The sequence below is a fragment of the Enterobacter cloacae complex sp. SYL003 genome, from assembly GCF_049236925.1.
In the GTDB taxonomy this organism is placed as follows: domain Bacteria; phylum Pseudomonadota; class Gammaproteobacteria; order Enterobacterales; family Enterobacteriaceae; genus Enterobacter; species Enterobacter intestinihominis.
Map to the genome: position 1 here is coordinate 1 of NZ_JBMKJK010000013.1, position 23,579 is coordinate 23,579.

The following is a 23,579-nucleotide window of genomic DNA, read 5'->3' on the forward strand; positions in this document are numbered from 1 at the left end:
CGGAGATGGAGAATACGTCTTCGATTGGCAGCAGGAATGGCTTGTCAATCGCACGCTCTGGTTCTGGGATGTAAGAATCCAGGTAGCCAGCCAGTTCGATGATTTTCTCTTCCCACTCTGCTTCGCCTTCCAGCGCTTTCAGCGCGGAACCACGAACGATTGGGGTATCGTCGCCTGGGAAATCGTACTGAGACAGCAGTTCACGAACTTCCATCTCTACCAGTTCCAGCAGCTCTTCGTCATCAACCATGTCGCATTTGTTCAGGAACACGATGATGAAAGGAACGCCTACCTGACGACCCAGCAGGATGTGCTCACGAGTCTGAGGCATAGGGCCGTCAGTCGCAGCAACAACCAGGATCGCGCCGTCCATCTGCGCAGCACCGGTGATCATGTTTTTAACATAGTCGGCGTGGCCTGGGCAGTCTACGTGTGCGTAGTGGCGAGTCGGGGTGTCATACTCAACGTGAGAAGTGTTGATGGTGATACCACGAGCTTTTTCTTCTGGTGCGTTATCGATCTGGTCGAAAGCACGAGCAGCACCGCCGTAGGTTTTAGCCAGTACGGTAGTGATTGCAGCAGTCAGGGTAGTTTTACCATGGTCAACGTGGCCGATAGTACCAACGTTGACGTGCGGTTTTGTACGTTCAAATTTTTCTTTAGACACGGCTATATTCCTTACTATAGTGCTCTCCCCTTCGGAGAGAGCACGGGACTTAGGTTTTAATCCTGTGGATTACTTACCACGGGCTTCGATAACGGCCTGAGCAACGTTGTTCGGCGCATCATCATACTTCAGGAATTCCATAGTGTATGATGCACGACCTTTGGTCAGAGAACGCAGCTGAGTTGCATATCCGAACATTTCAGACAGCGGAACTTCAGCGTGGATCTTAACGCCAGTTACTTCGGATTCCTGACCACGCAGCATACCGCGACGACGGCTCAAGTCACCGATAACGTCACCGGTGTTCTCTTCCGGAGTTTCTACTTCAACCTTCATGATTGGCTCAAGCAGAACTGGTTTTGCTTTCTTAAAGCCTTCTTTAAAGGCAATAGACGCAGCCAGTTTAAACGCCAGTTCAGAGGAGTCAACGTCGTGGTAAGAACCGAAGTGCAGACGAACACCCATGTCTACAACCGGGTAACCAGCCAGAGGACCAGCTTTCAGCTGCTCCTGGATGCCTTTATCAACGGCAGGGATGTATTCGCCAGGAATCACACCACCTTTGATGTCGTTGATGAACTCGTAACCTTTAGGGTTAGAGCCCGGCTCCAGTGGGTACATGTCGATCACAACGTGACCGTACTGACCGCGACCACCAGACTGCTTAGCGTGTTTACCTTCAACATCGGTAACTTTCGCGCGAATCGCTTCGCGGTAAGCAACCTGAGGTTTACCCACGTTCGCTTCAACGTTGAATTCACGCTTCATACGGTCAACGATGATGTCCAGGTGCAGTTCACCCATACCAGCGATGATGGTCTGGTTAGATTCTTCATCAGTCCATACGCGGAATGATGGGTCTTCTTTCGCCAGACGGCCCAGAGCCAGACCCATTTTTTCCTGGTCAGCTTTGGTTTTTGGTTCAACCGCGATGGAGATTACCGGCTCAGGGAATTCCATACGCTCCAGAATGATCGGGTGATCCGGGTCACACAGGGTGTCACCAGTAGTCACGTCTTTCAGACCGATAGCAGCAGCGATGTCGCCCGCACGAACTTCTTTGATCTCTTCACGTTTGTTAGCGTGCATCTGTACGATACGGCCAAAACGTTCACGCGCCGATTTCACGGAGTTCAGGATGGTGTCACCGGAGTTAACCACACCAGAGTAAACGCGGAAGAAGGTCAGGTTACCCACGAATGGGTCGGTAGCAATTTTGAACGCCAGCGCAGAGAACGGCTCGTCATCACTTGCGTGACGCTCAGCCGGAGTATCTTTACCGTCGTCCAGGATGCCGTTGATCGCAGGAACGTCAACCGGGGATGGCAGGTAGTCAACTACCGCATCCAGCATTGCCTGAACACCTTTGTTCTTGAACGCAGAACCACAGGTTACCAGGATGATTTCGTTGTTCAGAACACGCTGACGCAGAGCAGATTTGATCTCTTGCTCAGTCAGTTCTTCACCACCCAGGTATTTCTCCATCAGCTCTTCAGAAGCTTCTGCTGCGGATTCGATCAGGTTCTGGTGCCATTCGTCAGCCAGGTCCTGCATCTCTGCCGGGATATCTTCGTATTCGAAGGTAACGCCCGCATCTGCTTCGTTCCAGTTGATGGCTTTCATTTTCACCAGGTCGATAACACCGGTGAAGCCTTCTTCAGCACCAATTGCCAGCTGAAGCGGAACAGGGTTCGCGCCCAGACGGGTTTTGATCTGGCCAACAACTTTCAGGAAGTTAGCACCCATACGGTCCATTTTGTTAACGAACGCGATGCGTGGAACTTTATATTTGTTAGCCTGACGCCATACGGTTTCAGACTGTGGCTGAACACCACCAACTGCGCAATAAACCATTACCGCGCCGTCAAGAACACGCATGGAACGTTCTACTTCGATGGTGAAGTCAACGTGCCCTGGGGTGTCGATGATGTTTACGCGATGCGGTTCGTACTGCTTAGCCATACCTGACCAGAAAGCAGTAGTCGCTGCGGAGGTGATAGTAATACCACGCTCCTGCTCCTGTTCCATCCAGTCCATGGTGGCTGCGCCGTCATGAACTTCACCGATTTTATGGTTTACACCGGTGTAGAACAGAATACGTTCGGTAGTAGTGGTTTTACCGGCGTCGATGTGCGCACTGATACCGATGTTACGGTAGCGTGCGATGGGTGTTGTACGAGCCATTTGATTCCTCGTTTATATCTTTAGGCGTTCAGTTAAGTTACCCAGAGCGGGCGGCTTCTCTGAAGCGCCCGCCTGGTGACTACGACTCCGAAGGGATTACCAACGGTAGTGTGCGAACGCCTTGTTGGCTTCTGCCATACGGTGAACGTCTTCACGTTTCTTAACTGCAGTACCTTTGTTTTCTGCAGCATCAGAAAGTTCGTTCGCCAGACGCAGAGCCATGGATTTATCACCGCGTTTACGAGCAGCTTCAACGATCCAACGCATTGCCAGAGCATTACGACGAACCGGACGAACTTCAACTGGAACCTGATAAGTAGAACCACCAACGCGGCGAGACTTAACTTCTACAGTCGGGCGCACGTTGTCGAGAGCGACTTCGAAAGCTTCCAGTTCATTTTTACCAGAACGCTGAGCCAGGGTCTCCAGCGCGCTGTATACGATTGCTTCTGCAGTAGATTTTTTACCATCTACCATCAGGATATTTACAAATTTTGCCAGCAGTTCTGATCCGAATTTCGGATCTGGAAGAATTTTACGCTGACCAATGACGCGACGACGTGGCATGGGATTACTCCGTTGTTAATTCAGGATTGTCCAAAACTCTACGAGTTTAGTTTGACATTAAGATAAATCAGTTTGGCCTTACTTAACGGAGAACCATTAAGCCTTAGGACGCTTCACGCCGTACTTGGAGCGAGCCTGCTTACGGTCTTTAACACCTGAGCAGTCCAGCGCACCACGAACGGTGTGGTAACGAACACCCGGAAGGTCTTTAACACGACCGCCACGGATCAGGATCACGGAGTGCTCCTGAAGGTTGTGACCTTCACCACCGATGTAGGAAGTCACTTCGAAACCGTTAGTCAAACGCACACGGCATACTTTACGCAGTGCGGAGTTTGGTTTTTTAGGAGTGGTGGTATATACACGAGTACATACGCCACGTTTCTGCGGGCAGGCTTCCAGCGCAGGCACGTTGCTTTTTGCAACTTTGCGTGCACGTGGTTTGCGTACCAGCTGGTTAACTGTTGCCATTAAATAGCTCCTGGTTTTAGCTTTTGCTTCGTAAACACGTAATAAAACGACCTCATACAATATGAGGACGCGAAATTTTAGGGCTACGTCGAAAAGGTGTCAAGAAATATACAGCGATCTCAAATCACCAGTTCATTTGACTGGCGTGCGTCACAGTAAGATTGACGAAATCAGTATAGCCAACCACGTCAATTTTGGCTGAAATTTGACCAGAAAGACCCCGCGCATCCAGATCCTCTTTAAGCGCAGAGACTGTTATGGGGGCATTAGCGAGGATTTCAACAAAACGGCTGCCATCAAGCGCCGCGAGCACGCCATCCTGAATCAGCAGCAGATCATCGCCTTCGCGCAGCATGCTCAGTAACGTGTCGATATCGCATTGCCACGGTGAACGGCTCAGGGTATGGAGCATGACAGCCTCAGAAAGTCAGAACGGTATCGTAGTGAGAAAGTTGTTCGCGCAGCGCAGAAGATGTCAGGATCGTCACGTCCAGCACGAACGGTATTTTCTCATTTAACCCACGAGCGGCCAGCGAGTCGGCGCACACATAGAAGGTTTCAATGTCATAGAGCGGCAGAACTTTAAAGGTCGCAATGTAGTCGCGCGCAAGAATAGCCTGCGGTTGTTGGCCTGCCAGAAGCTGGAATACGCCATCGCCTAAAAAGAAGACGCCAATATCTTCGGTTAAAGCCGAGGTCGCGAGCAATGCATCCAGCCCTTCCCGGCCTGAAGCGCTGCCATGCGGGGCAGAAGTAAAAACAAACGCTACGCGCTTCATCAAAATTGCACCACTCTGTCGCAGGTCAACGCCGCCTGTGCTAATGCGCCTAATCCGCTGAGCGAAAAGCCCGGTTGCAGGTTAGCCCCTGCCAGACGAAGGCGTTCGGCTTCAGTCGCATCCGTCACGCCGCGACGCAGTGCCGCCGCGACGCAGATATGCAGGTCGACGCCCTGCGTTTCGTTTAATTTTTGCCAGGCGCGCACAAGGTCAAACTCATCGCTCGCCGGGGACGTAAACTGGTTCGCGTTATAGACCCCTTCACGATAGAAGAAGACGCTTGCCAGTTCATGACCGGCATCAAGCAGCGCATGGGCAAACTGTAGCGCGCTGCTGGCCTGCTGGGTACCGTACGCCGGGCCCGTCACCATTAACGCAAAACGCATTACTTGTCTTGCCCCAGGAAGTCGCCGCTTTTGAACTGGCGAATATAGAGGTAAACCGTGTGTTTGGAGATATTCAGGCGATCGGCCACCTGGTTGATGGCATCTTTGATATCAAAAATCCCTTTCTCATAGAGGTTCAGGACGATCTGACGATTCTTGGCGTTGTTGGATACGTTGCGATCGGCATTCACCTCTTCAATGGTGAACTCCAGCGTCTGTGTCACGAGATCCTCAACAGAAGAGGCAAAGTTCACCGATGAGCCCACGTCCGGCGTTTCTGGCGGGATGAAGGTGCTCATGATTTGCGAGAATGGCACATCAAGGTTCATGTTGATGCACAGCAGACCGATCACCCGGTGTTCGCGGTTTCGAATCGCGATCGTTTCTGATTTCATCAGCACGCCGCTTTTGGCGCGGGTGAAATAGCATTTTGAGACGCTGCTGTCCGCGCCGGTCATGTCATGCAACATACGCAATGCAAGGTCGGTGATTGGCGAACCAATTTTACGGCCAGTGTGCTCACCATTCGCAATGCGGATAGCGGAACACTTAAGATCTTGCAGGGAATGCAATACGATTTCGCAGTGGGAACCAATGAGCATCGCTAACCCGTCCACTACCGCTTCGTAGGATTTCAGAATATCGAAGTCGGTCTGGTCAAATGGACGTTGATCCAGCAAATCAAGTTCACTGGTTTCGTTGGTTAAAAGCGACCTGGACATGAAAAAAACACTCCTTTTCAGGAGCCTGTCGTTAGGTTTTCAGGGCAGGCTCATTATCTACACGGACAACTAAATTAATACAGCGTGTATAACGCTTTCCAGTGTTAATTATATCTGCCCCACAATAAAAAAACCGCCGCCTGTAAAGGCGGCGGTTTTTTTCAGCATTACTTCTTAGCTGCTGCGGCTTTGTCGTCAGCCGGTGCGTCTGTTTTCGCATCCGCTTTCGGCGCCGGTTTGATGTCCAGCAGTTCTACATCAAATACCAGCGTAGAGTTAGCCGGGATACCCGGAACGCCGGTTTTGCCGTAAGCCAGATCCGGTGGGATGACCAGCTTGATTTTACCGCCTTTCTTGATGTTCTTCAGGCCTTCGGTCCAGCCCGGGATCACACCGTCCAGACGGAAGGAGAGAGGCTCACCGCGAGTATAAGAGTTATCGAACTCTTTACCGTCGATCAGCGTACCTTTGTAGTTAACTACAACGGTGTCGCTGTCTTTAGGCGCGTCGCCGGTACCTTCTTTCTCAACTTTATAGATCAGGCCAGTAGAAGACGTTTTAACGCCTTTCTCTTTAGCGAACTTATCGCGGTAGGCTTTGCCTTTCGCTTCGTTATCTTTAGCGTCTGCTTCCATCTTGGTCTGAGCGGCGCCTTTCACGCGCGCTTCAAACGCTTGCAGAGTCTGCTCGATTTCCTGGTCAGACAGTTTGCTCTTGTCTGCGAACGCATCCTGAACCCCTGCGATCAGCTGGTTTTTGTCCAGTTTGATGCCCAGTTTCTCTTGTTCTTTCAGAGAGTTTTCCATGTAACGGCCCAGAGACGCGCCAAGTGCGTAGGCGGATTTCTGGTCGTCATTCTTGAATGCCGCTTTGCTGTCTGTAGTCGCAGCAGGCTTCGCAGCAGTATCAGCAGCGAAAGACAGCGGCGCATTGAGCGCTACAGCCATAGTGGTCGCCAGCAGCGTAACTTTAAACAGTGATTTCATCCATATCTCCAGGACCTGAGGTCTCTCACCCCAGTGTTAAACGTAAATGAGTGACGTACTATAAAACGTTGTGGAAGAAATCTACAGACAGACTCCCCCGAATGTCGCTTCTTTTCAGACTATTTTTGTTTAAATAAGTTTCTTGTCAGGGAGATGGATACTGTACTTAAGGAAAAAGTCAGATAAACTTCGCCGCCGCTGGTCCATTATGGCGCATGAGAGATAAACGAGGTGAATGATGAAGGATACAACGATCGAAGCGAGACTGGCTGAGCTGGAAAGCCGCCTGGCTTTTCAGGACATCACCATCGAAGAACTGAACCAGACCGTGACGGCTCATGAGCTTGAAATGGCAAAAATGCGCGATTTGATGCGACTTCTTACTGAAAAAGTGAAGGCAACGCAGTCGTCGCACATCGCCTCTCAGGCTGAAGAGACGCCACCACCTCATTATTGAGGCGTAAAAAAAGCGGGATTATCCCGCTTTTTTATTTTCCGCAGTACGGAATCAGTGGCAGCCGCAGCCGCCGTTACCGCAACCACCTTTACCGTGGCCGTGGTCATGACCATGATCGTGGCCGTGACCACCGCAGCAGCCGTCGTGGCCGTGATCGTGGTCATGGTCGTGACCGTGCGCACCATGAACGTGGCCATGAGCCAGCTCTTCTTCGGTCGCTTCACGGATAGCAACAACTTCTACGTTGAACTTCAGGTTCTGACCAGCCAGCATGTGGTTGCCGTCAACCACAACGTGGTCGTCTTCAACTTCTGTGATTTCAACCGGAACCGGACCCTGGTCAGTTTCAGCCAGGAAGCGCATGCCAACCTGCAATTCGTCAACGCCCATGAACACGTCTTTAGGAACGCGCTGAACCAGGTTGTCATCATACTGACCGTAAGCGTCGTTCGCGCCGACAGCAACGTCGAATTTGTCGCCAACTTCATGACCTTCCAGCGCCGTTTCCAGGCCGGAAATCAGGGAACCGTGACCATGCAGGTAGTCCAGCGGCGCACTCACCGGAGACTCATCAACCAACACACCGTCTTCTGTACGTACCTGATAGGCCAGGCTGACCACCAGGTCTTTTGCTACTTTCATGATATCTCCTGAGCGTGGGAAAATTGCTGGCGCAGATTGTAGCGGAATTCTGCACCCGTGTACCCTTAAGCTTAAAAAAACTCAGAGCATATCGCTAGTCTGGATGAAAAATGCCGATCACTTGCTCTTCTTTGCGAACGTGATCGCGGGCTTCTTTGTCGGCCTCACGCATCTGGTGACCGCACTTAACACATTCAACAATATCGATATTATTCTCCCGCCACATGGCCAGCGTATCTTGCGCCTGGCAGGACGGGCATTTTGCGCCCGCGATAAAGCGTTTACGTAAAGCCATCTTTCGTTACCCTTTATTCAAATTCATCCCAGCCGTCGAGCTGGCGTCGTTCCTGTTGCATCTCACGCTGGAAGATCTCCTCCAGTTCGCGACGCGCTTCCCGCACGCGGGAGATCTGCGCCGTGTCGCTGTGCACAGGCATCAGTTCACGCAGCATTCGCATATCCAGCCGGCGGAAATGCATCTGGGCACGTTGCGCCTGGTGAGGATGCATACCCAGCGAAACCAGCGCCTTGCGCCCCAGCTCCAGCGCGCTGGAGAAGGTTTCGCGGGAGAAGTGTTTCACACCCGCCTGCAAAAGTTCGTGAGCCTCAACTCGTCCGCGCGCACGCGCCAGAATATGCAGATGCGGGAAATGCTGCTGGCACAGCTCCACCAGCTTCATTGTGTCTTCCGGATCGTTACAGGTGATGACGATGGACTCCGCAGCCTCTGCGCCCGCCGAGCGCAACAGCTCAAGCTGCGTCGCATCCCCGTAGTACACCTTATAACCATATTTGCGCATCAGGTTGACGGCGCTGATATCGCGCTCCAGCACCGTAATGCGCATTTTATTTGCCATCAACAGGCGACCAATCACCTGTCCGAAGCGGCCAAAGCCCACGACGATCACCTGCGGTTTATCATCTTCCACCCACGGCGCTTCGTCTTCATCGTCTGCGGGATTCAGGCGGCGCGACAGCAGTTTGTCCACCAGCTTCATCAGCAGCGGCGTGGTCATCATCGACAGCGTGACCGTCACCAGCAGCAGCGCCATCTGGTCATCTTTGAACAGCTTCTGAGACGACGCAGTGGAAAACAGCACAAACGCAAACTCTCCGCCCTGACTTAACACGCTGGAAAACTGCATCCTTTCCGAGCTGCGCAGCCCGTAAATTCGCGCGAGGAGATACAGCACCAGCGTTTTGACCGCCACCAGCACGGCGACACTCGCAATAACCCACAGCAGATGGGTATAGAGCACGCCAAGATTAAGCGCCATACCCACCGAGATAAAGAACAGCCCTAACAGCAGCCCCTTAAACGGATCGATGGCGGTCTCCAGCTCGTGGCGGTACTCGCTTTCCGCAAGCAGCACCCCGGCGATAAACGTCCCGAGCGCCATCGACAGCCCCAGCGCATCCATAAACAGCGCTGAACCAAGCACCAGCAGCAGCGTTGCGGCGGTGAAGACCTCGCGTACGCCGGATGCCGCAATAAACCGGAACACTGGACGCAGTAAAAACCGTCCGCCGATCAGCATCCCCGCGAAGGCCAGCACCTTCATGGAGATCTTCATCCAGTCGAAATGATCGTCTCCGGAGCCTGCCAGCAGCGGCACCAGCGCCAGCGCCGGGATCACCGCTAAATCCTGGAACAGCAGCACCGAAAAGCCCAGTTGCCCCGCCTCGTTGCGGTTCATCCCTTTGTCGCGCATCAGCTGAAGCGCCATCGCCGTCGACGACATTGCAAGACCGATCCCGCCAATCACCGCGGCCTGCCAGGAAAACTGCGTCAGCATCAGCAGGCCCGCCAGAATGGCGGCGCTGAGCAATACCTGCGCCGCCCCGACGCCAAAAATAGATTGCCGCAGTTGCCACAGCTTGGACGGATTAAGCTCAAGCCCGATGATAAACATCAGGAACACCACGCCCAGCTCGGAGAAGTGGAGAATTTCATCCACATCGCTGATAAACCCAAGCCCCCAGGGACCAATGGCTATCCCCGCCAGCAAATAGCCCAGCACCGCGCCAATGCCGAGACGCGCGGCAAGGGGGACCGCGACGACGGCGGCAAACAAAAACAGCACCCCGGCGAGGAGTAAATTCGAACCGTCCATTAGCGTCCTCCCGCCGGAATCGGTGACGCCAGCCATTCGCCATAGGCCCTGGCATGGCTCGCCAGCGCTTTCGGATCCTGCCGCCGTGCCCAGTAGATAATAATCGGGCTCATCCAGTGCATACGGCACATCGCCGCCGTCAGCTCAAACGGCCGCAGAATGTCGCTCATGGGGTAACGGTTCAGCCCGTCGTGACGGTAAGCGCTTTCCGGCTCACCGGTGGTGATGACACTCCGCCAGTACTTTCCCGCCAGCTGGTTGCCCCCCACCCCGCTGGAAAAGCCCCGGCTCAGCACGCGGTCCAGCCACTCTTTCAGCAGCGCCGGACAGCTATAGGTATAAAGCGGATGCTGGAACACAATCACGTCGTGCTGACGCAGCAGTTCCTGCTCGTAAGGAATATCAATAAAGAAATCGGGGTAGTGCGCGTAGAGATCGTGCACCGTTACGTTACTGAGCTGTGTGGCCGGCTTAAGCAGCACCCGGTTTGCCACCGAGTCCTGTGATTCCGGATGGGCATACAGCAGCAGCACTTTCGCTGTCTGAGACATCACTCCCCTCCCGGTTCTGTTTTTGTGTATTGTTGTCGTTTTGGGCTACCATGGCGGCCCGGTGGGGAAATTGGCCCACACCTTACATTATCATAATGACAAATTAACATAGTCGGAACATACGGCGCTTCTATGATTGTTTTCTCCTCGTTACAAATTCGTCGCGGCGTGCGCGTCCTGCTGGATAACGCGACTGCTACCATCAACCCGGGCCAGAAAGTGGGGCTGGTCGGCAAAAACGGCTGCGGTAAATCCACCCTGCTGGCACTGCTGAAAAACGAGATAAGCGCGGATGGCGGGAACTTTACCTTCCCGGGCAACTGGCAGCTCGCCTGGGTAAACCAGGAGACCCCCGCGCTGAGCGAACCGGCGCTCGACTATGTTATCGACGGCGACCGTGAATACCGCAAGCTCGAAGCGGAGCTCAACGCCGCCAACGAGCGCAACGACGGCCACGCCATCGCCACCGTCCACGGCAAGCTGGACGCCATCGACGCCTGGACCATTCGCTCCCGCGCCTCCAGCCTGCTGCACGGCCTGGGCTTCAGCAACGAACAGCTTGAACGCCCGGTGAGCGATTTCTCCGGCGGCTGGCGTATGCGCCTTAACCTGGCGCAGGCGCTGATCTGCCGCTCCGACCTCCTGTTGCTCGATGAACCGACCAACCACCTCGATCTCGATGCGGTTATTTGGCTGGAGAAGTGGCTCAAGAGCTATCAGGGCACTCTGATTCTGATCTCCCACGACCGCGACTTCCTCGACCCGGTGGTGGATAAAATCATTCATATCGAACAGCAAAGCCTGTTCGAGTACACCGGCAACTACAGCTCTTTCGAGCGCCAGCGCGCGACGCGCCTCGCCCAGCAGCAGGCGATGTATGAAAGCCAGCAGCAGCGCGTGGCGCACCTGCAAAGCTTTGTGGATCGCTTCAAGGCCAAGGCGTCAAAAGCCAAGCAGGCGCAGAGCCGCATCAAGATGCTGGAACGCATGGAGATGATCGCCCCGGCGCACGTGGATAACCCGTTCCACTTCAGCTTCCGCGAGCCGGAGAGCCTGCCGAACCCGCTGCTGAAAATGGAAAAAGTGAGCGCGGGCTATGGCGATCGCATTATCCTCGACTCTATCAAGCTCAACCTGGTGCCAGGTTCACGCATTGGTCTGCTGGGACGTAACGGCGCCGGTAAATCGACGCTGATCAAGCTGCTGGCGGGCGAGCTTAACCCGGTCAGCGGCGAAATCGGCCTGGCGAAAGGCATCAAGCTTGGCTACTTCGCCCAGCATCAGCTGGAATTTTTACGCGCCGATGAATCGCCGATCCAGCACCTGGCGCGCCTGGCGCCGCAGGAGATGGAGCAGAAGCTGCGCGACTACCTCGGCGGCTTTGGCTTCCAGGGCGATAAGGTGACTGAAAATACAGCGCGTTTCTCCGGCGGCGAAAAAGCGCGTCTGGTGCTGGCGCTGATCGTCTGGCAGCGTCCAAACCTGCTGCTGCTCGATGAACCGACCAACCACCTCGATCTCGACATGCGTCAGGCGCTGACCGAAGCGCTGATCGAGTTCGAAGGGGCGCTGGTTGTCGTTTCGCACGATCGCCACCTGATCCGCTCCACCACCGACGATCTCTATCTGGTTCACGGCGGCAAAGTGGAACCGTTCGACGGCGATCTGGAAGATTACCAGCAGTGGCTGACGGACGTGCAGAAGCAGGAAAACCAGCCGGAAGAGTCAGCGAAAGACAACGCCAACAGCGCCCAGGCGCGTAAAGACCAGAAGCGCCGTGAAGCGGAACTGCGCACCCAGACTCAGCCGCTGCGTAAAGAGATTACCCGTCTCGAAAAAGAGATGGAAAAGCTTAACGCCACGCTTGCCGCCGTCGAAGAGAAGCTGGGCGACAGCGAACTGTACGATCAGAGCCGCAAAGCGGAGCTGACGGACTGTCTGCAAACGCAGGCGAAAACCAAATCCAGTCTCGAAGAGTGCGAAATGGCATGGCTGGACGCGCAGGAACAGCTGGAAGCGATGCTGCAAGCCGACTAACACGCCGGGAGGGTTATGGGCTTCGATACCACGAGCGAGATTACATTCCGTAAGCTCAGCATCTTCATGACGTTCATGGACAAGGGCAATATCGCACGTACCGCCGAAACGCTCGGCCTGAGCGGTGTCAGCGTGCACCGCGCGCTGCATACCCTCGAAGAGAACGTCCGCTGCCCGCTCTTTGCTCACAAAGGGCGTAACCTGATTGCCCTCCCCTCCGCGTGGACGCTGCTGGAGTATTGTCAGGAGGTGATGCAGGTGATGGAGCGCGGGCTGGAAGAGTCGCGCAAGATTGCCGGTATCGGCCAGGGACGGTTGCGCGTCGGTACGCTTTACTCGCTGACGCTGGAAACCGTGCCGCGCCTGATAATGGGCATGAAGCTGCGCCGTCCGGATCTGGAGATGGATCTGACGATGGGCTCGAACGAAACCCTGCTCCATATGCTGGATGAGGGTTCGCTGGATGCGATTTTAATCTCTATCTCCGAGAGCGATATCGACCGTAACAGCCTCGAAGTGCTGCCCCTGTTCCATGACGATATTTTCCTTGCCGCACCGGCCTCTGCCACGCTGAATACCAGCGGTCCCGCCGATCTGCGTGACTATAAAGATCAGAAGTTTGTCGCCCTCGCGGAAGGGTTCGCCACTTACGCCGGGTTTCAGGAAGCGTTTCATATTGCCGGTTTCGAGCCGGAGATTGTGACGCGGGTAAACGATATTTTCTCGATGCTGAGCCTGGTACAGGCGGGGGTCGGGTTTACGCTGATGCCGGGCAGGATGAAGAAAGTGTACGAAAATTCGGTGCAGCTACTGAAGCTGGCACAGCCGTACCAGATGCAGCAGCTGATTGCGATCGTCTTTGCCCGCAACCGCGAGCAGGATCCGAGCCTGCGAGCATTGGCCGCGGAAGGGCGGATGTACGCCAGAAGTTTGCAGGACGGAGCCTGAGGCCTTGCCGGGTGGCGACGCGTTGCGTCTTACCCGGCCTACAAAATAATACAACCGAACCCGTAGGCCCGGTAAGGCGCAGCCGCCACCGGGCAAAAAAACTCACGCACGAAGCCGCCCCGCCAGATGCACCGCCACGTCCACCCCGCTGCGCTCCAGCGAAATAGATTCGCCTTCCCACGCCGCCTGCCGCGTCAGGCAGGTTAATATGCCTCCCGGCGGCATCTCAATCGCCAGCCGCGCTTCACGCTCGTTAGCGGAAATCACCGCCTCCTGCCAGCGCACGGTTCGCGCCATGTTCATTGCCAGATCGTCGGCAATTTTCTCCGGCTGCCAGAGCACGCGTCCGGTACTGCCGCTCAGGTACGCGCTGCGGGGACGGGAAAGCGTGACCGATTCAAACGCCGCTGCCAGCTTCTTCGCCGGTTCCGCCAGCAGCGCGCAGTGCGATGGCACGCTCACCGCCAGCCGTTTGGCCTTGCTTGCACCCTTCGCCAGCGCGCGCTCCGCCACCTGCGCCATACCGTCATCGGTTCCGGCAATCACGATCTGCGTTTCGGCGTTCAGGTTAGCGATATAGGTTCCAGACCCCTGAATCAGGTTTTCCACCTGCGGCAGGGTCAACCCCATAATCGCCGTCAGGCCGTAGCCGTGCGGATACGCCTGCTCCATCAAATCACCGCGCAGCGCCACCAGCTTCAGCGCATCCGTAAAGTCCAGCGAGCCTGCGATGACCGCCGCAGGATAAGCGCCAATGGACAGACCGCTGACAATATCCGGCGACACGCCGCGACGTTCCAGCTCGCGCGCCCAGGCCACGCCGGCAATCAGCAGTGAAAGCTGAACCGCACGGGTGTGGGTTAACGAGGATGCGCTGTCCAGGGTATCGACTTCCGCCCCCAGCACAGCACGGGCCTGCTCCAGCTCCGTTCCCGGCAGGTTTTGCAGCATACCTTCGTGCTGTGTGCCCTGCCCCGGAAAGGTAAACAGTATTTTCATTACTCCTCCCTGTGCCATGGATCCGCTACCAGGCGCGGTCCACATTGCGTTTTTAGCAGCGTTTTGCCGTCGCGTAACCATTCTGCCAGCGCGAATCCGCCCTCGGGCGTGTCCACCTGCGTATCCACCCGGCACAACGCACGGCTGAGCTGAGCCTGCCAGTCAGTAAACGCCTCAGGGGAAACGGTACGCGGGGTGCGGATCAGCAGATCGAGATCGCTATCGGCGTGGATCACCGGAATGCCGGTCGCCAGCGCGTAACCCGTACTGCCGGTTATCCCCCACGTCCACGGCCACGACTGCTGCGCAAGCTGAAGCGCCACCTGAACCGGCGGCTGAGTGACAAACGGCGAACGCAGCAGGTCGGCGGCAACGCTCAACTCTTCGGGCGACACCACGCGCAACACGTTCTCAGGCTTCACCCATCCGGCCGCCCGCTGGTTGCGGCGCAATCCGCGCACGCCAACGGGAATACGGCCTTCATTATCAACATCACGCCGCACCACTACCGGCAGCCCGGTATGCCAGGCCGCGTCTACCCAGGATTCGGTAATCCCTTCCAGGGCGTCGCGCGCGGTAAGCCAGATGAGGTCGTGTGGGCGTAATGTTGTGGTCATAATTACATTCCTGAAGTCAGCGAGATAAACAGCGGCAGCGACAGGATACACAGTATGGAGCTCAACAGCAGCACGGCTTCAGCATCCGGCGACTGCACGCCAAAGCGGTTACCGAACACCACGCCAAAGAAGCCCGCAGACAGCGCAATCATCAGGATGGCGGTGATCGCCACGGAGCCGTGCAGACCGAAGATTAAAACGATACCCCAGGCAATCGCTGGCTGGATCAGCAGCTTGGCGATAGTGGAAGTGATCACCATGGTGTTGATCTGAAGCTTACGCGCGGAGAGGATCACCCCGGTCAGGAACAGCGCCGCAGCGGTCGCGGACAGTCCCAGCGGTTTAATCGCCGCCAGTACCAGCTCTGGCATTTTGATGCCGATAGCGGACAGGATCACACCCAGCAGCGGGCCCATCACGATCGGTTTTTTAATGGAGCGCCACATCAGCACCGGCAGCATGGAAAGCGTTGAACCGGAGTTATTGCCTTCGGCGCGGGCTTTCTCACGCTCCAGAATAAGCAGGCAGAACGGGGTCATCAGCACCGAACCACAGGCGATGGAGACCGCCACGGAGAGTGAAGTAGAAGAACTTTCACCCAGCACGCTGCCCAGAATCGGCAGGCCGAGCGCCGCATAGTTTGGCAGAGCGACGGTCAGCGTCAGTACGGCCGCATCCTGCGGAGATTTTTTAAAGACTTTGGTGGCGAGGAAGTAGATGGCCGCATAGGTGATCCACATCGCCAGGGTGAGAACCAGGATCAGCGGCGACTGCGCCACAATGCCGGTCCACGGGGTTTGCACGGTGGCGCTGAACAACGCGGCAGGGAGTGCAAAATCCATAACGAAGATATTCAGCAGGGAAACATTTTTGTTATCGACCATCTTTGCTTTACCGGCCCAGAATCCCAGCAGCATGATGACGAAAATCGGTGCAAGAGCATGAACAATTACGTAAGTCATAAATCACCTGTAGTAAAAAAGTTTAAGCACTGGCGCGATGTTTATTATTTTCAGGATGCAGGTTCCCGCGTGGACGCAACGGGCGCGCCCACGGGGTAATGCATCTGGCAGGTCTCTTTTTACTTACCAGCTGGCTCGCATACGTTCACGTACGAGCGCCGAGCTGCGGCGGTTGTCAGCACCCAGACGGTTTTTCAACGTGGTGTCCTGACGAGCGTCGCTGATGGCCTGTTGCAGGGTAGTTTTCACCCGCGTCAGATCGCTTTCGGAAGGGGCATCCGGGTTGCTGATATCCAGCAGGTCGGAGAGCAGCCCCAGCGTGGCGTAGTTGCTGATGTCGTACGCCATTGGCGGAATGGTTGCCGCCAGTTTTTCCAGCGCCTCCACGGTACGCAGCGTAATGCGCGCCGCAGACTCTTTGCCCATGGCATGGATCAGCACGCCTTTATCGTTGAAGGCAATCAGGCGGTTGGCCTGATAGCCGTGCGCCAGAAACGCGCCGGACATGGCCTTACCGACGATAAGACCAATCACCGGATGCCCCGCCAGCCGCGCATTGGCATAGGCGGCAGCGGCGCCGGCCAGCGCCTGGTGGATACCAAACGCCTCTTCGCGACGGCCATAGGCCTGGCTTGGGACATCGATCACCGCCACAATCGGGCGCTTCACGGCTTTATCGGCGTCAGCGGCGACGGTTTCGCTGACCACTTTTGCCAGCGTCCATCCTTCCAGCAGGCCGACTTCACCCTGCGCCGCGCGCGGGAAGTGGTTGTTGGCGTCCGGCACCACGGCGACAAAGCGCACCGTTTCACCGTTCAGCTCGCCGTCTGCCGCCTGCACGGACGGGCATAACCCCTCCAGACGTTTCGCGTTCGGGGCCAGAGTTTCCAGCCAGAGTTCGCCACGGCTAATTGAGTTAGTCATCATTTCACCTCCCGGGCAAAAAGCGCTTTAATCTGTTCGGCATCGGCCTGTTTGCGGGTGTCGAAATTCGTCAGACGGTTCAGGTAATCGTCATAGTTATCGGTGCGATGTTTCGCCGGTACGCCTTTGGCGATGGCTTCGTTCATCGCGGCTTTCACCGCGTTCACGCCGTCGCCCACCAGCGCGTCCACCAGCCCACTTTCATAGCGCACTTCGCCGCCGGTCATGCTCCAGATAAACGGACGGTCGCGGGAGTCATACTCTTCAATGCCCGCTTCCTGCTCAATAACCTGCGGGCCGTTGAGGCCAAGACGCGCTTCGCGGGTCACAATCAGGTAGCTGCACAGCGCCGCGGCGATAGACATCCCGCCGAAGCAGCCCACGGTCCCGGCGACAATCCCGACAACCGGGGTATAGCGACGCAGGTCAACGATCGCGGCGTGGATATCGGCAATCGCCGCCAGGCCAAGGTTGGCTTCCTGCAAACGTACGCCGCCGGTTTCGAGGCACAGTACCGCCTGAGTCGGAATGCCGTTGCGGTTATCTTCCGCCGCCAGCTCCAGCGCCGCCGCCATTTTGGCACCGGACACTTCGCCCATGCTACCGCCCTGGAAGGTGCCTTCAATCGCCACCACCACTGCAGGCTGGCCGTTGATGGTCCCTTTCGCGACTACCATGCCGTCATCGGCCTGAGGAACAATCCCCTGTGGCCCAAGCCACGGAGAGATAATGCCTTCAAACGGATCCAGCAGTTCGCGGTAGCTGCCGTCGTCGAGCAGCGCCTGCGCACGCTGGCGCGCTTTTAATTCGATAAAGCTGCTGTCATCACGCATGGTTCACCCCTTCAAAAACCTGTTCGATACGAATGCGTGCCACGCCCGGCGTCGCGCCGAAGTCGTGGATGGTCAGCTTACCTGCGGGCAGGCTGCTGACGGTTTGCAGGCGATTGAACAACGCCTCCCAGCGCCCACGGCTGTTGTCGACGGAGGTGGTGATATCAATGGTTAAGGTCTGGCCCGGTTCGGCGGTGAAAAGCACCTCCATATCCCCGGAACCGACTACCCCTGCCAGCGCCCTGCCGCTTACTTCGCGGCTGGCGGGCACGGTCAATGTGATTTTTTCCATAACATCCTCTTAATGCTTTGAATAGGGCGTTTCGACGCGGTCAAGAAACAGCGTGGCGGCAAGCAGGTCTGCGGCTCCGCCCGGCGAGGCGTTAAGCGTCAGCATCTGACGGTCTAACCGCGCCAGCGCCTGCTGCCCCGCAAGTGTTGCGCATCCTCCCGCGTTCAGCACCGCACGGGCGCCGTTCTGCATGGCATCCAGCCCCTCCATGCCGGCGCGCGACAGCACGCAGGTGTCGGTGAGCGAGGTCATGATCGCCATCAGCGCGTCGAGTCTGGCCTGCGTTTCGCTGCTGCCGTTGAGACGGCTGAGGTGAAGCTGCGGCAGCGCGCGCTGCATGATGTGCGGAAACGCCTGCTGAGCCTCTTCACGCGCGCCCGGTACACGATAGCGGTGCGTGACGCGTAACCCCTTGCTGAATACTTTCGGCGCCGCGTCATCCGGCAGTTTCGCCAGCTGAGCGGCGGTGTTCGCGACGGTTTGCGCCCGGGCATCGCCGCCCAGCATCGCCACCGCGCTCACCAGCAATCCCAGCGCCCAGATCGCGCCACGGTGTGTGTTCACGCCGTCGGTAGCGGCCATCATCTGCCGTTCGCCTTCACGACCCAGGCGGCCAACGGTTTGCCTGAGGGCAATATCCGCCGGACGCTGCCAGCTCTGTTGCGCCAGCGCCTGAAACGTGGGGGTCAGGCTGTGAGCGGAGCGCTCCATCAGCGCAAGCGATAAATCGTGATGCGCGCCGTTCCCCCGGCTGTCCACCAGACCGGGCTTCGGGCTTAAACGTGCTTCGTCAATCAGACACTGCGTGGCGGTTCGCGCCAGCCATTCGGCACCGCCTTCAACCTGGATCTGGGGCAGAAGTTTCATTACCAGCTCCGGAATTTCGCAGGTGGGTTATACAGGCCGCCGGACCACTCAACGAGGTCAGCCACGCTGCCCGCAGCCAGCAGAGAGCGGGTGGCATCGGTACGACGAATGCCCATATCTTCCGGATACACAACCTTGCCGCTCTGGCGCAGTTCCGCCACGCGTTTGGCGTCAACGCCCAGACCGATATCGGTGATACCCGCCACGGCGGCGACCATGGCGCGACGCTCTTCCAGATCTTTTGCCCGGTAGAGGTAAGCAATCCCCTCTTCCGTCAGCACATGGGTGACGTCATCGCCGTAAATCATAACCGGCGCCAGCGGCATGCCGGAGGCTTTCGCCACGTCTACGGCGTCGAGTTTCTCCACGAAGGTTGGCTTCACGCCCGCCTGGAAGGTTTCCACCATCTGCACAACCAGCTTTTTACCGCGCTGCATCGGGTCAGGCTCGGTGATCATGTTCAGCCAGGCCGGTGTGGCGTGGCGACGACCGTGCGGATCGTGGCCCATGTTTGGTGCGCCGCCGAAGCCGGAGAGACGGCCGCGGGTCACGGTTGAGGAGTTAGCGTAACCATCAACCTGTAGCGTGGAACCGATAAACATGTCGACCGCGTACTGACCAGCCAGCTGACAGAAGGCGCGGTTAGAGCGCATGGAGCCGTCAGCACCGGTAAAGAACACGTCCGGACGGGCGCGGATGTACTCTTCCATCCCCAGCTCGCCGCCGAAGCAGTGGACGCTCTCCACCCAGCCGCTTTCGATGGCCGGGATCAGCGTTGGATGCGGGTTCAAAGTCCAGTGTTTACAGATTTTGCCTTTGAGTCCGAGCTGTTCGCCGTAGGTTGGCAGCAGCAGTTCGATCGCTGCGGTATTAAAGCCAATCCCGTGGTTCAGGGACTGCACCTGGTGTTCAGCGTAGATGCCTTTAATCGCCATCATCGCCATCAGGATGTGTTCCTGTTTAATCAGGCGCGGGTCGCGGGTGAAGAGCGGTTCAATAAAGAACGGCTTGTCCGCCACCACCACGTAATCGATCCACGAGCCCGGAATATCGACGCGCGGCAGGTCGCACTCGTCGTCCACCAGCTCGTTCACCTGTGCGATGACGATGCCGTCGTGGAACGCGGCGGCTTCCACCAGCGCCGGGGTATCTTCGGTACTCGCCCCGGTGTAGAGGTTACCTTTACGGTCCGCTTTAAAACCGGCAATCAGCGCCACGTTTGGCGAAAGGTCGACGTATAAACGTGAGTAGAGTTCGATGTAGGTGTGAATCGCCCCGATTTCGAGCTGACCATCCTCCAGCAGCTGCGAAATGCGCAGGCTTTGCGTACCGGAGAAGGAGAAGTCGAGCTTGCGGGCAATGCCTTTCTCAAAGATGTCCAGATGTTCGCTGCGGCCCACGCTCGGCATGATCATATGCAGATCGTGCACGATTTGCGGGTTCACTTCGGCCAGTGAACGGGAAAGGAAATCCGCCTGCTTCTGGTTGTTGCCTTCCAGAACGACTTTGTCGCCTGGTGCGATCAGTTTTTCCAGCATGGCGACAAGATCGCCGGTTGGCAGTACCTTGCCCTGCACCGGTACGGACGCCAGACGACGCGCTTTCTCGCTGCGTCGGGTGTTCCATTGCCGGGTGGGTGTTTGCCCAGATAACATTATTAACCTCCTGATTCAGCACATCATTCTGATTTGCTTAACGTTGAGTAAAGTGTGCGCTCTGGTGAGAAAGGCATCAATTAAGCGTAGGACGTAATCATTAGCCTGAGAGTAATAATCAAGGTAAAGAAATGTGATCGGGATCAGTTCATGTTTCGGAAAAACGGGCTAAACGGGGTACAATTCGGAAGGTATAGTTAATTTCTGACAAGAATCAGCATCGCCCTTATGACCCAAATCATTCCCTCAGACTTCGACATTGCAGCCGAAGAGAGCGCAGAGTTCGTGCCCATGCGCGGTGTGGCTAACCCTCACCTGCAAACCATGCTGCCGCGCCTGATCCGCCGCAAGGTGCAGTTCAACCCCCACTGGCAGCGCATTGACCTGCCGGACGGTGACTTTTTGGATCTCGCCTGGAGCGAAGATCCGGATCGGGCCAGACATAAACCCCGTCTGGTGGTGTTTCACGGCCTGGAAGGCAGCCTGCACAGCCCTTACGCACACGGTCTCATTGAGGCGGCGAAAGCCCGCGGCTGGCTTGGGGTGGTGATGCATTTTCGCGGATGCAGCGGCGAGCCTAACCGTCAGAAACGCATTTATCACTCGGGTGAAACCGAGGACGGCTCCTGGTTCCTGCGCTGGCTAAGAGACAATTTCGGCGAAGCACCAACGGCAGCGGTGGGGTATTCGCTGGGCGGGAATATGCTGGCCTGCCTGCTGGCGAAGGAGAGCGACGCCGTACCGCTGGATGCGGCGGTGATTGTCTCTGCGCCCTTTATGCTGGAGCAGTGCAGTTATCATATGGAAAAAGGGTTTTCGCGGGTCTATCAGCGCTACCTGCTCAACCTGCTGAAAGCCAACGCCGCGCGTAAACTTAAGGCCTATCCGGATACGCTGCCTGTGACGCTGCAACAGCTCAAACGCGTGAAGCGCCTGCGCGAGTTTGATGATTTGATCACCTCGAAAATTCACGGCTTTGCCGATGCGATTGACTATTACCGTCAGTGCAGCGCCATGCCTTTACTGAATCAAATCACGAAACCCACGCTGATTATCCACGCCAAAGACGATCCGTTTATGGATCATCACTCGATCCCCGCCCCTGACTATCTGCCGGATAACGTGGAGTATCAGCTCACCGAGTTCGGCGGGCACGTGGGCTTTGTTGGCGGCACGCTGCGTCGGCCAAAAATGTGGCTTGAGACGCGTATACCCGACTGGTTAACGGCCTATCTGGACGGTAAAAAATGATTATTCCCTGGCAGGATCTCTCTCCCGACACGCTCGATAATCTGATTGAAAGCTTTGTCTTGCGCGAAGGCACCGATTATGGTGAACATGAACGTTCGCTTGAACAAAAGGTCAGCGATGTGAAGCGCCAGCTTAAAAGCGGCGACGTGGTGCTGGTATGGTCCGAACTGCATGAGACGGTGAATATCATGCCCCGCAACGCGTTTCATGGCTGATCTTACACTTTTCCAGTCAGGGAGTTGCTATGTCTGCCAGACATCCGGTTATTGCCGTTACGGGTTCGAGTGGGGCGGGAACCACTACCACCAGCCTCGCCTTCCGCAAGATTTTCGCCCAGCTTAACTTACGGGCGGCAGAGGTAGAGGGCGACAGCTTTCACCGCTACACGCGCCCGGAGATGGATATGGCCATCCGCAAGGCGCGCGATCTGGGTAAACACATCAGCTATTTTGGCCCGGAGGCCAATGACTTCGGCCTGCTGGAGCAAACCTTCCGTGAATACGGGCAGAGCGGCACCGGGCAGTCCCGCAAGTATCTCCACACCTACGATGAAGCCGTGCCCTGGAACCAGGTCCCCGGCACGTTCACGCCCTGGCAGCCGCTGCCGGAACCGACTGACGTGCTGTTTTACGAAGGATTGCACGGCGGCGTGGTGACGCCTCAGCACGACGTGGCGCGCCATGTGGATTTGCTGGTGGGGGTGGTGCCGATTGTTAACCTTGAGTGGATCCAGAAGCTGACGCGTGACATGAGCGAGCGCGGCCATTCGCGAGAGGCGGTAATGGATTCGGTGGTGCGCTCCATGGAAGATTACATCAACTTCCTCACGCCGCAGTTCTCCCGAACCCACATTAACTTCCAGCGCGTCCCCACCGTGGACACCTCCAACCCGTTCGCCGCAAAAAGCATCCCTTCCCTGGACGAGAGCTTTGTAGTGATCCACTTCCGTAACCTGGAAGGCATCGATTACCCCTGGCTGCTGGCGATGCTACAAGGTTCGTTTATTTCGCACATGAATACGTTAGTGGTACCGGGCGGAAAAATGGGGCTGGCGATGGAGCTGATCATGACGCCGCTGGTGCAGCGGCTGATGGAAGGAAAGCAAATCGCGTGAGTTGTTTTGCCCGGTGGCGCTGCGCTTACCGGGCCTACGGGCGTGCTTTTGTAGGGCGGGTAAGCGAAGCGCCACCCGCCAAAAATTAAGCCTCGATCACTTCATACGAATGGGTGATGTTTACCGCTTTCTCCAGCATTAGCGCCACAGAGCAGTATTTCTCCGCAGACAGGTCAACCGCACGCGAGACCGCCGCATCCTTCAGTTCTTTGCCGGTGACGATAAAGTGCAGATTAATATGCGTGAACAGACGTGGCGCCTCTTCGCGACGTTCTGACGTCAGCTTCACTTCACAATCGGTCACGTCATGACGGCCTTTTTGCAGGATCGACACCACGTCGATCGCACTGCATCCACCTGCCGCCATCAGCACCATTTCCATCGGGCTGGGGGCTTTATCGCCGGAGTTGCCATCCATCAAAACCTGGTGCCCGGAAGCAGACTCGCCCAGGAACGTTAACCCTTCAACCCATTTCACACGCGCTTGCATATTCACTCACTCCAACGTTGCATTTTTTATGACAGATTACGTGTACGTTACATTTCTCGCAACG

Annotated in this window: 28 protein-coding genes; 6 read left to right on the forward strand and 22 right to left on the reverse strand. The window is 56.5% G+C overall.

Translation table 11 applies throughout. The features are described 5' to 3' along the window. The 9 genes from ACOT1A_RS16550 to fkpA form a co-directional block, all read right to left on the reverse strand. A partial coding sequence (locus ACOT1A_RS16550; RefSeq protein ID WP_074147656.1) for a GTP-binding protein occupies positions 1 to 667 on the reverse strand: 667 nt, incomplete at its 3' end. Between the two features lie 69 nt (positions 668 to 736). Continuing rightward, on the reverse strand, positions 737 to 2,851 hold the full coding sequence (fusA, locus tag ACOT1A_RS16555) for an elongation factor G (RefSeq protein ID WP_022649591.1): 2,115 nt from the start codon (positions 2,849 to 2,851) through the stop codon (positions 737 to 739). Positions 2,852 to 2,947: 96 nt separating this feature from the next. Next, entirely contained in the window at positions 2,948 to 3,418 is a 471-nt protein-coding gene (rpsG, locus tag ACOT1A_RS16560; RefSeq protein WP_003861706.1) for a 30S ribosomal protein S7, read from the reverse strand. A gap of 96 nt (positions 3,419 to 3,514) precedes the next feature. Next, complete coding sequence (rpsL, locus tag ACOT1A_RS16565; RefSeq protein WP_000246815.1) at positions 3,515 to 3,889, reverse strand: 30S ribosomal protein S12; 375 nt, start codon at positions 3,887 to 3,889, stop codon at positions 3,515 to 3,517. A gap of 124 nt (positions 3,890 to 4,013) precedes the next feature. Next, entirely contained in the window at positions 4,014 to 4,301 is a 288-nt protein-coding gene (gene tusB / locus ACOT1A_RS16570) for a sulfurtransferase complex subunit TusB (protein WP_022649592.1), read from the reverse strand. Positions 4,302 to 4,308: 7 nt separating this feature from the next. Then, positions 4,309 to 4,668: a sulfurtransferase complex subunit TusC gene (gene tusC / locus ACOT1A_RS16575; protein ID WP_023298759.1), complete on the reverse strand. Its 360-nt coding sequence runs from the start codon at positions 4,666 to 4,668 to the stop codon at positions 4,309 to 4,311. Next, positions 4,668 to 5,054, reverse strand: coding sequence for a sulfurtransferase complex subunit TusD (tusD, locus tag ACOT1A_RS16580; RefSeq protein ID WP_193129826.1), 387 nt, complete (start codon positions 5,052 to 5,054; stop codon positions 4,668 to 4,670). The genes tusC and tusD overlap by 1 nt, the downstream gene beginning before the upstream one ends. Further along, positions 5,054 to 5,776, reverse strand: a complete 723-nt coding sequence (locus ACOT1A_RS16585; protein WP_003861697.1) for a helix-turn-helix transcriptional regulator — start codon at positions 5,774 to 5,776, stop codon at positions 5,054 to 5,056. The genes tusD and ACOT1A_RS16585 overlap by 1 nt, the downstream gene beginning before the upstream one ends. A 167-nt stretch (positions 5,777 to 5,943) precedes the next feature. Next, positions 5,944 to 6,762: an FKBP-type peptidyl-prolyl cis-trans isomerase gene (fkpA, locus tag ACOT1A_RS16590; protein ID WP_003861695.1), complete on the reverse strand. Its 819-nt coding sequence runs from the start codon at positions 6,760 to 6,762 to the stop codon at positions 5,944 to 5,946. 238 nt (positions 6,763 to 7,000) lie between these two features. Between fkpA and ACOT1A_RS16595 the strand changes: the two genes are divergently transcribed. Beyond that, positions 7,001 to 7,219, forward strand: coding sequence for a protein SlyX (locus tag ACOT1A_RS16595; RefSeq protein WP_023298761.1), 219 nt, complete (start codon positions 7,001 to 7,003; stop codon positions 7,217 to 7,219). A 51-nt stretch (positions 7,220 to 7,270) separates the two neighbouring features. Here the strand turns inward: ACOT1A_RS16595 and slyD are convergent, their stop codons facing one another. The 4 genes from slyD to kefG form a co-directional block, all read right to left on the reverse strand. After that, entirely contained in the window at positions 7,271 to 7,861 is a 591-nt protein-coding gene (slyD, locus tag ACOT1A_RS16600) for a peptidylprolyl isomerase (RefSeq protein ID WP_003861691.1), read from the reverse strand. A gap of 94 nt (positions 7,862 to 7,955) precedes the next feature. Then, positions 7,956 to 8,156 carry a YheV family putative zinc ribbon protein gene (locus ACOT1A_RS16605; protein WP_022649597.1) on the reverse strand — a complete coding sequence of 67 codons (201 nt, stop codon included), beginning with the start codon at positions 8,154 to 8,156 and terminating at the stop codon, positions 7,956 to 7,958. A 13-nt stretch (positions 8,157 to 8,169) separates the two neighbouring features. After that, positions 8,170 to 9,975: a glutathione-regulated potassium-efflux system protein KefB gene (gene kefB / locus ACOT1A_RS16610; RefSeq protein WP_003861688.1), complete on the reverse strand. Its 1,806-nt coding sequence runs from the start codon at positions 9,973 to 9,975 to the stop codon at positions 8,170 to 8,172. Beyond that, entirely contained in the window at positions 9,975 to 10,526 is a 552-nt protein-coding gene (kefG, locus tag ACOT1A_RS16615) for a glutathione-regulated potassium-efflux system ancillary protein KefG (RefSeq protein WP_003861686.1), read from the reverse strand. Before kefG ends, kefB begins: the two co-directional genes overlap by 1 nt. Positions 10,527 to 10,658: 132 nt before the next feature. Here kefG and ACOT1A_RS16620 point away from each other — a divergent pair, with 132 nt between their 5' ends. Continuing rightward, a complete protein-coding gene (locus tag ACOT1A_RS16620; RefSeq protein ID WP_171936176.1) occupies positions 10,659 to 12,563 on the forward strand; it encodes an ABC transporter ATP-binding protein in 1,905 nt (634 codons plus the stop codon). A gap of 15 nt (positions 12,564 to 12,578) precedes the next feature. Continuing rightward, entirely contained in the window at positions 12,579 to 13,511 is a 933-nt protein-coding gene (locus tag ACOT1A_RS16625; RefSeq protein WP_022649599.1) for a LysR substrate-binding domain-containing protein, read from the forward strand. Positions 13,512 to 13,613: 102 nt separating this feature from the next. On the opposite strand, the gene mdcH is transcribed toward ACOT1A_RS16625, so the two are convergent. The 8 genes from mdcH to mdcA form a co-directional block, all read right to left on the reverse strand. Next, positions 13,614 to 14,510: a malonate decarboxylase subunit epsilon gene (gene mdcH / locus ACOT1A_RS16630; protein ID WP_171936177.1), complete on the reverse strand. Its 897-nt coding sequence runs from the start codon at positions 14,508 to 14,510 to the stop codon at positions 13,614 to 13,616. Beyond that, positions 14,510 to 15,127, reverse strand: a complete 618-nt coding sequence (locus ACOT1A_RS16635; protein ID WP_171936178.1) for a malonate decarboxylase holo-ACP synthase — start codon at positions 15,125 to 15,127, stop codon at positions 14,510 to 14,512. The genes mdcH and ACOT1A_RS16635 overlap by 1 nt, the downstream gene beginning before the upstream one ends. A gap of 2 nt (positions 15,128 to 15,129) precedes the next feature. Continuing rightward, on the reverse strand, positions 15,130 to 16,089 hold the full coding sequence (locus ACOT1A_RS16640) for an AEC family transporter (RefSeq protein WP_023307100.1): 960 nt from the start codon (positions 16,087 to 16,089) through the stop codon (positions 15,130 to 15,132). 123 nt (positions 16,090 to 16,212) lie between these two features. Beyond that, entirely contained in the window at positions 16,213 to 17,013 is an 801-nt protein-coding gene (gene mdcE, locus ACOT1A_RS16645; protein ID WP_003861675.1) for a biotin-independent malonate decarboxylase subunit gamma, read from the reverse strand. After that, positions 17,013 to 17,846, reverse strand: a complete 834-nt coding sequence (locus tag ACOT1A_RS16650; protein ID WP_003861672.1) for a biotin-independent malonate decarboxylase subunit beta — start codon at positions 17,844 to 17,846, stop codon at positions 17,013 to 17,015. Before ACOT1A_RS16650 ends, mdcE begins: the two co-directional genes overlap by 1 nt. Continuing rightward, positions 17,839 to 18,138, reverse strand: coding sequence for a malonate decarboxylase acyl carrier protein (gene mdcC, locus ACOT1A_RS16655; RefSeq protein WP_000411786.1), 300 nt, complete (start codon positions 18,136 to 18,138; stop codon positions 17,839 to 17,841). The genes ACOT1A_RS16650 and mdcC overlap by 8 nt, the downstream gene beginning before the upstream one ends. Before the next feature lie 9 nt (positions 18,139 to 18,147). Beyond that, positions 18,148 to 19,005 carry a triphosphoribosyl-dephospho-CoA synthase gene (locus tag ACOT1A_RS16660; protein WP_022649605.1) on the reverse strand — a complete coding sequence of 286 codons (858 nt, stop codon included), beginning with the start codon at positions 19,003 to 19,005 and terminating at the stop codon, positions 18,148 to 18,150. Then, entirely contained in the window at positions 19,005 to 20,660 is a 1,656-nt protein-coding gene (gene mdcA, locus ACOT1A_RS16665) for a malonate decarboxylase subunit alpha (RefSeq protein ID WP_023298766.1), read from the reverse strand. Before mdcA ends, ACOT1A_RS16660 begins: the two co-directional genes overlap by 1 nt. A 228-nt stretch (positions 20,661 to 20,888) precedes the next feature. Between mdcA and ACOT1A_RS16670 the strand changes: the two genes are divergently transcribed. The 3 genes from ACOT1A_RS16670 to ACOT1A_RS16680 are packed head-to-tail and all read left to right on the forward strand — an operon-like array spanning position 20,889 to position 23,025. Further along, on the forward strand, positions 20,889 to 21,911 hold the full coding sequence (locus ACOT1A_RS16670) for a hydrolase (RefSeq protein ID WP_048966613.1): 1,023 nt from the start codon (positions 20,889 to 20,891) through the stop codon (positions 21,909 to 21,911). Then, positions 21,908 to 22,126, forward strand: coding sequence for a YheU family protein (locus ACOT1A_RS16675; RefSeq protein ID WP_022649608.1), 219 nt, complete (start codon positions 21,908 to 21,910; stop codon positions 22,124 to 22,126). The genes ACOT1A_RS16670 and ACOT1A_RS16675 overlap by 4 nt, the downstream gene beginning before the upstream one ends. Positions 22,127 to 22,155: 29 nt before the next feature. Then, a complete protein-coding gene (locus ACOT1A_RS16680) occupies positions 22,156 to 23,025 on the forward strand; it encodes a phosphoribulokinase (RefSeq protein WP_003861663.1) in 870 nt (289 codons plus the stop codon). Positions 23,026 to 23,110: 85 nt separating this feature from the next. Here ACOT1A_RS16680 and ACOT1A_RS16685 read toward each other — a convergent pair whose 3' ends face one another. Continuing rightward, positions 23,111 to 23,515, reverse strand: coding sequence for an OsmC family protein (locus ACOT1A_RS16685; protein WP_022649609.1), 405 nt, complete (start codon positions 23,513 to 23,515; stop codon positions 23,111 to 23,113). Positions 23,516 to 23,579: the final 64 nt, after the last annotated feature.

Excerpts from the sequence above, each read along its gene's own strand:
- ACOT1A_RS16650 (WP_003861672.1), bottom strand. The coding sequence starts at position 17,846 with ATGCGTGATGACAGCAGCTTTATCGAATTAAAAGCGCGCCAGCGTGCG.
- ACOT1A_RS16640 (WP_023307100.1), bottom strand. The coding sequence starts at position 16,089 with ATGACTTACGTAATTGTTCATGCTCTTGCACCGATTTTCGTCATCATG.
- ACOT1A_RS16660 (WP_022649605.1), bottom strand. The coding sequence starts at position 19,005 with ATGAAACTTCTGCCCCAGATCCAGGTTGAAGGCGGTGCCGAATGGCTG.
- ACOT1A_RS16625 (WP_022649599.1), top strand. The coding sequence starts at position 12,579 with ATGGGCTTCGATACCACGAGCGAGATTACATTCCGTAAGCTCAGCATC.
- ACOT1A_RS16595 (WP_023298761.1), top strand. The coding sequence starts at position 7,001 with ATGAAGGATACAACGATCGAAGCGAGACTGGCTGAGCTGGAAAGCCGC.
- kefG (WP_003861686.1), bottom strand. The coding sequence starts at position 10,526 with ATGTCTCAGACAGCGAAAGTGCTGCTGCTGTATGCCCATCCGGAATCA.
- mdcA (WP_023298766.1), bottom strand. The coding sequence starts at position 20,660 with ATGTTATCTGGGCAAACACCCACCCGGCAATGGAACACCCGACGCAGC.
- ACOT1A_RS16620 (WP_171936176.1), top strand. The coding sequence starts at position 10,659 with ATGATTGTTTTCTCCTCGTTACAAATTCGTCGCGGCGTGCGCGTCCTG.
- mdcC (WP_000411786.1), bottom strand. The coding sequence starts at position 18,138 with ATGGAAAAAATCACATTGACCGTGCCCGCCAGCCGCGAAGTAAGCGGC.
- ACOT1A_RS16635 (WP_171936178.1), bottom strand. The coding sequence starts at position 15,127 with ATGACCACAACATTACGCCCACACGACCTCATCTGGCTTACCGCGCGC.
- ACOT1A_RS16680 (WP_003861663.1), top strand. The coding sequence starts at position 22,156 with ATGTCTGCCAGACATCCGGTTATTGCCGTTACGGGTTCGAGTGGGGCG.
- ACOT1A_RS16605 (WP_022649597.1), bottom strand. The coding sequence starts at position 8,156 with ATGGCTTTACGTAAACGCTTTATCGCGGGCGCAAAATGCCCGTCCTGC.
- ACOT1A_RS16585 (WP_003861697.1), bottom strand. The coding sequence starts at position 5,776 with ATGTCCAGGTCGCTTTTAACCAACGAAACCAGTGAACTTGATTTGCTG.
- tusB (WP_022649592.1), bottom strand. The coding sequence starts at position 4,301 with ATGCTCCATACCCTGAGCCGTTCACCGTGGCAATGCGATATCGACACG.
- ACOT1A_RS16675 (WP_022649608.1), top strand. The coding sequence starts at position 21,908 with ATGATTATTCCCTGGCAGGATCTCTCTCCCGACACGCTCGATAATCTG.
- kefB (WP_003861688.1), bottom strand. The coding sequence starts at position 9,975 with ATGGACGGTTCGAATTTACTCCTCGCCGGGGTGCTGTTTTTGTTTGCC.
- ACOT1A_RS16670 (WP_048966613.1), top strand. The coding sequence starts at position 20,889 with ATGACCCAAATCATTCCCTCAGACTTCGACATTGCAGCCGAAGAGAGC.
- mdcE (WP_003861675.1), bottom strand. The coding sequence starts at position 17,013 with ATGACTAACTCAATTAGCCGTGGCGAACTCTGGCTGGAAACTCTGGCC.
- fkpA (WP_003861695.1), bottom strand. The coding sequence starts at position 6,762 with ATGAAATCACTGTTTAAAGTTACGCTGCTGGCGACCACTATGGCTGTA.
- mdcH (WP_171936177.1), bottom strand. The coding sequence starts at position 14,510 with ATGAAAATACTGTTTACCTTTCCGGGGCAGGGCACACAGCACGAAGGT.
- tusC (WP_023298759.1), bottom strand. The coding sequence starts at position 4,668 with ATGAAGCGCGTAGCGTTTGTTTTTACTTCTGCCCCGCATGGCAGCGCT.
- fusA (WP_022649591.1), bottom strand. The coding sequence starts at position 2,851 with ATGGCTCGTACAACACCCATCGCACGCTACCGTAACATCGGTATCAGT.
- ACOT1A_RS16685 (WP_022649609.1), bottom strand. The coding sequence starts at position 23,515 with ATGCAAGCGCGTGTGAAATGGGTTGAAGGGTTAACGTTCCTGGGCGAG.
- rpsG (WP_003861706.1), bottom strand. The coding sequence starts at position 3,418 with ATGCCACGTCGTCGCGTCATTGGTCAGCGTAAAATTCTTCCAGATCCG.
- rpsL (WP_000246815.1), bottom strand. The coding sequence starts at position 3,889 with ATGGCAACAGTTAACCAGCTGGTACGCAAACCACGTGCACGCAAAGTT.
- tusD (WP_193129826.1), bottom strand. The coding sequence starts at position 5,054 with ATGCGTTTTGCGTTAATGGTGACGGGCCCGGCGTACGGTACCCAGCAG.
- slyD (WP_003861691.1), bottom strand. The coding sequence starts at position 7,861 with ATGAAAGTAGCAAAAGACCTGGTGGTCAGCCTGGCCTATCAGGTACGT.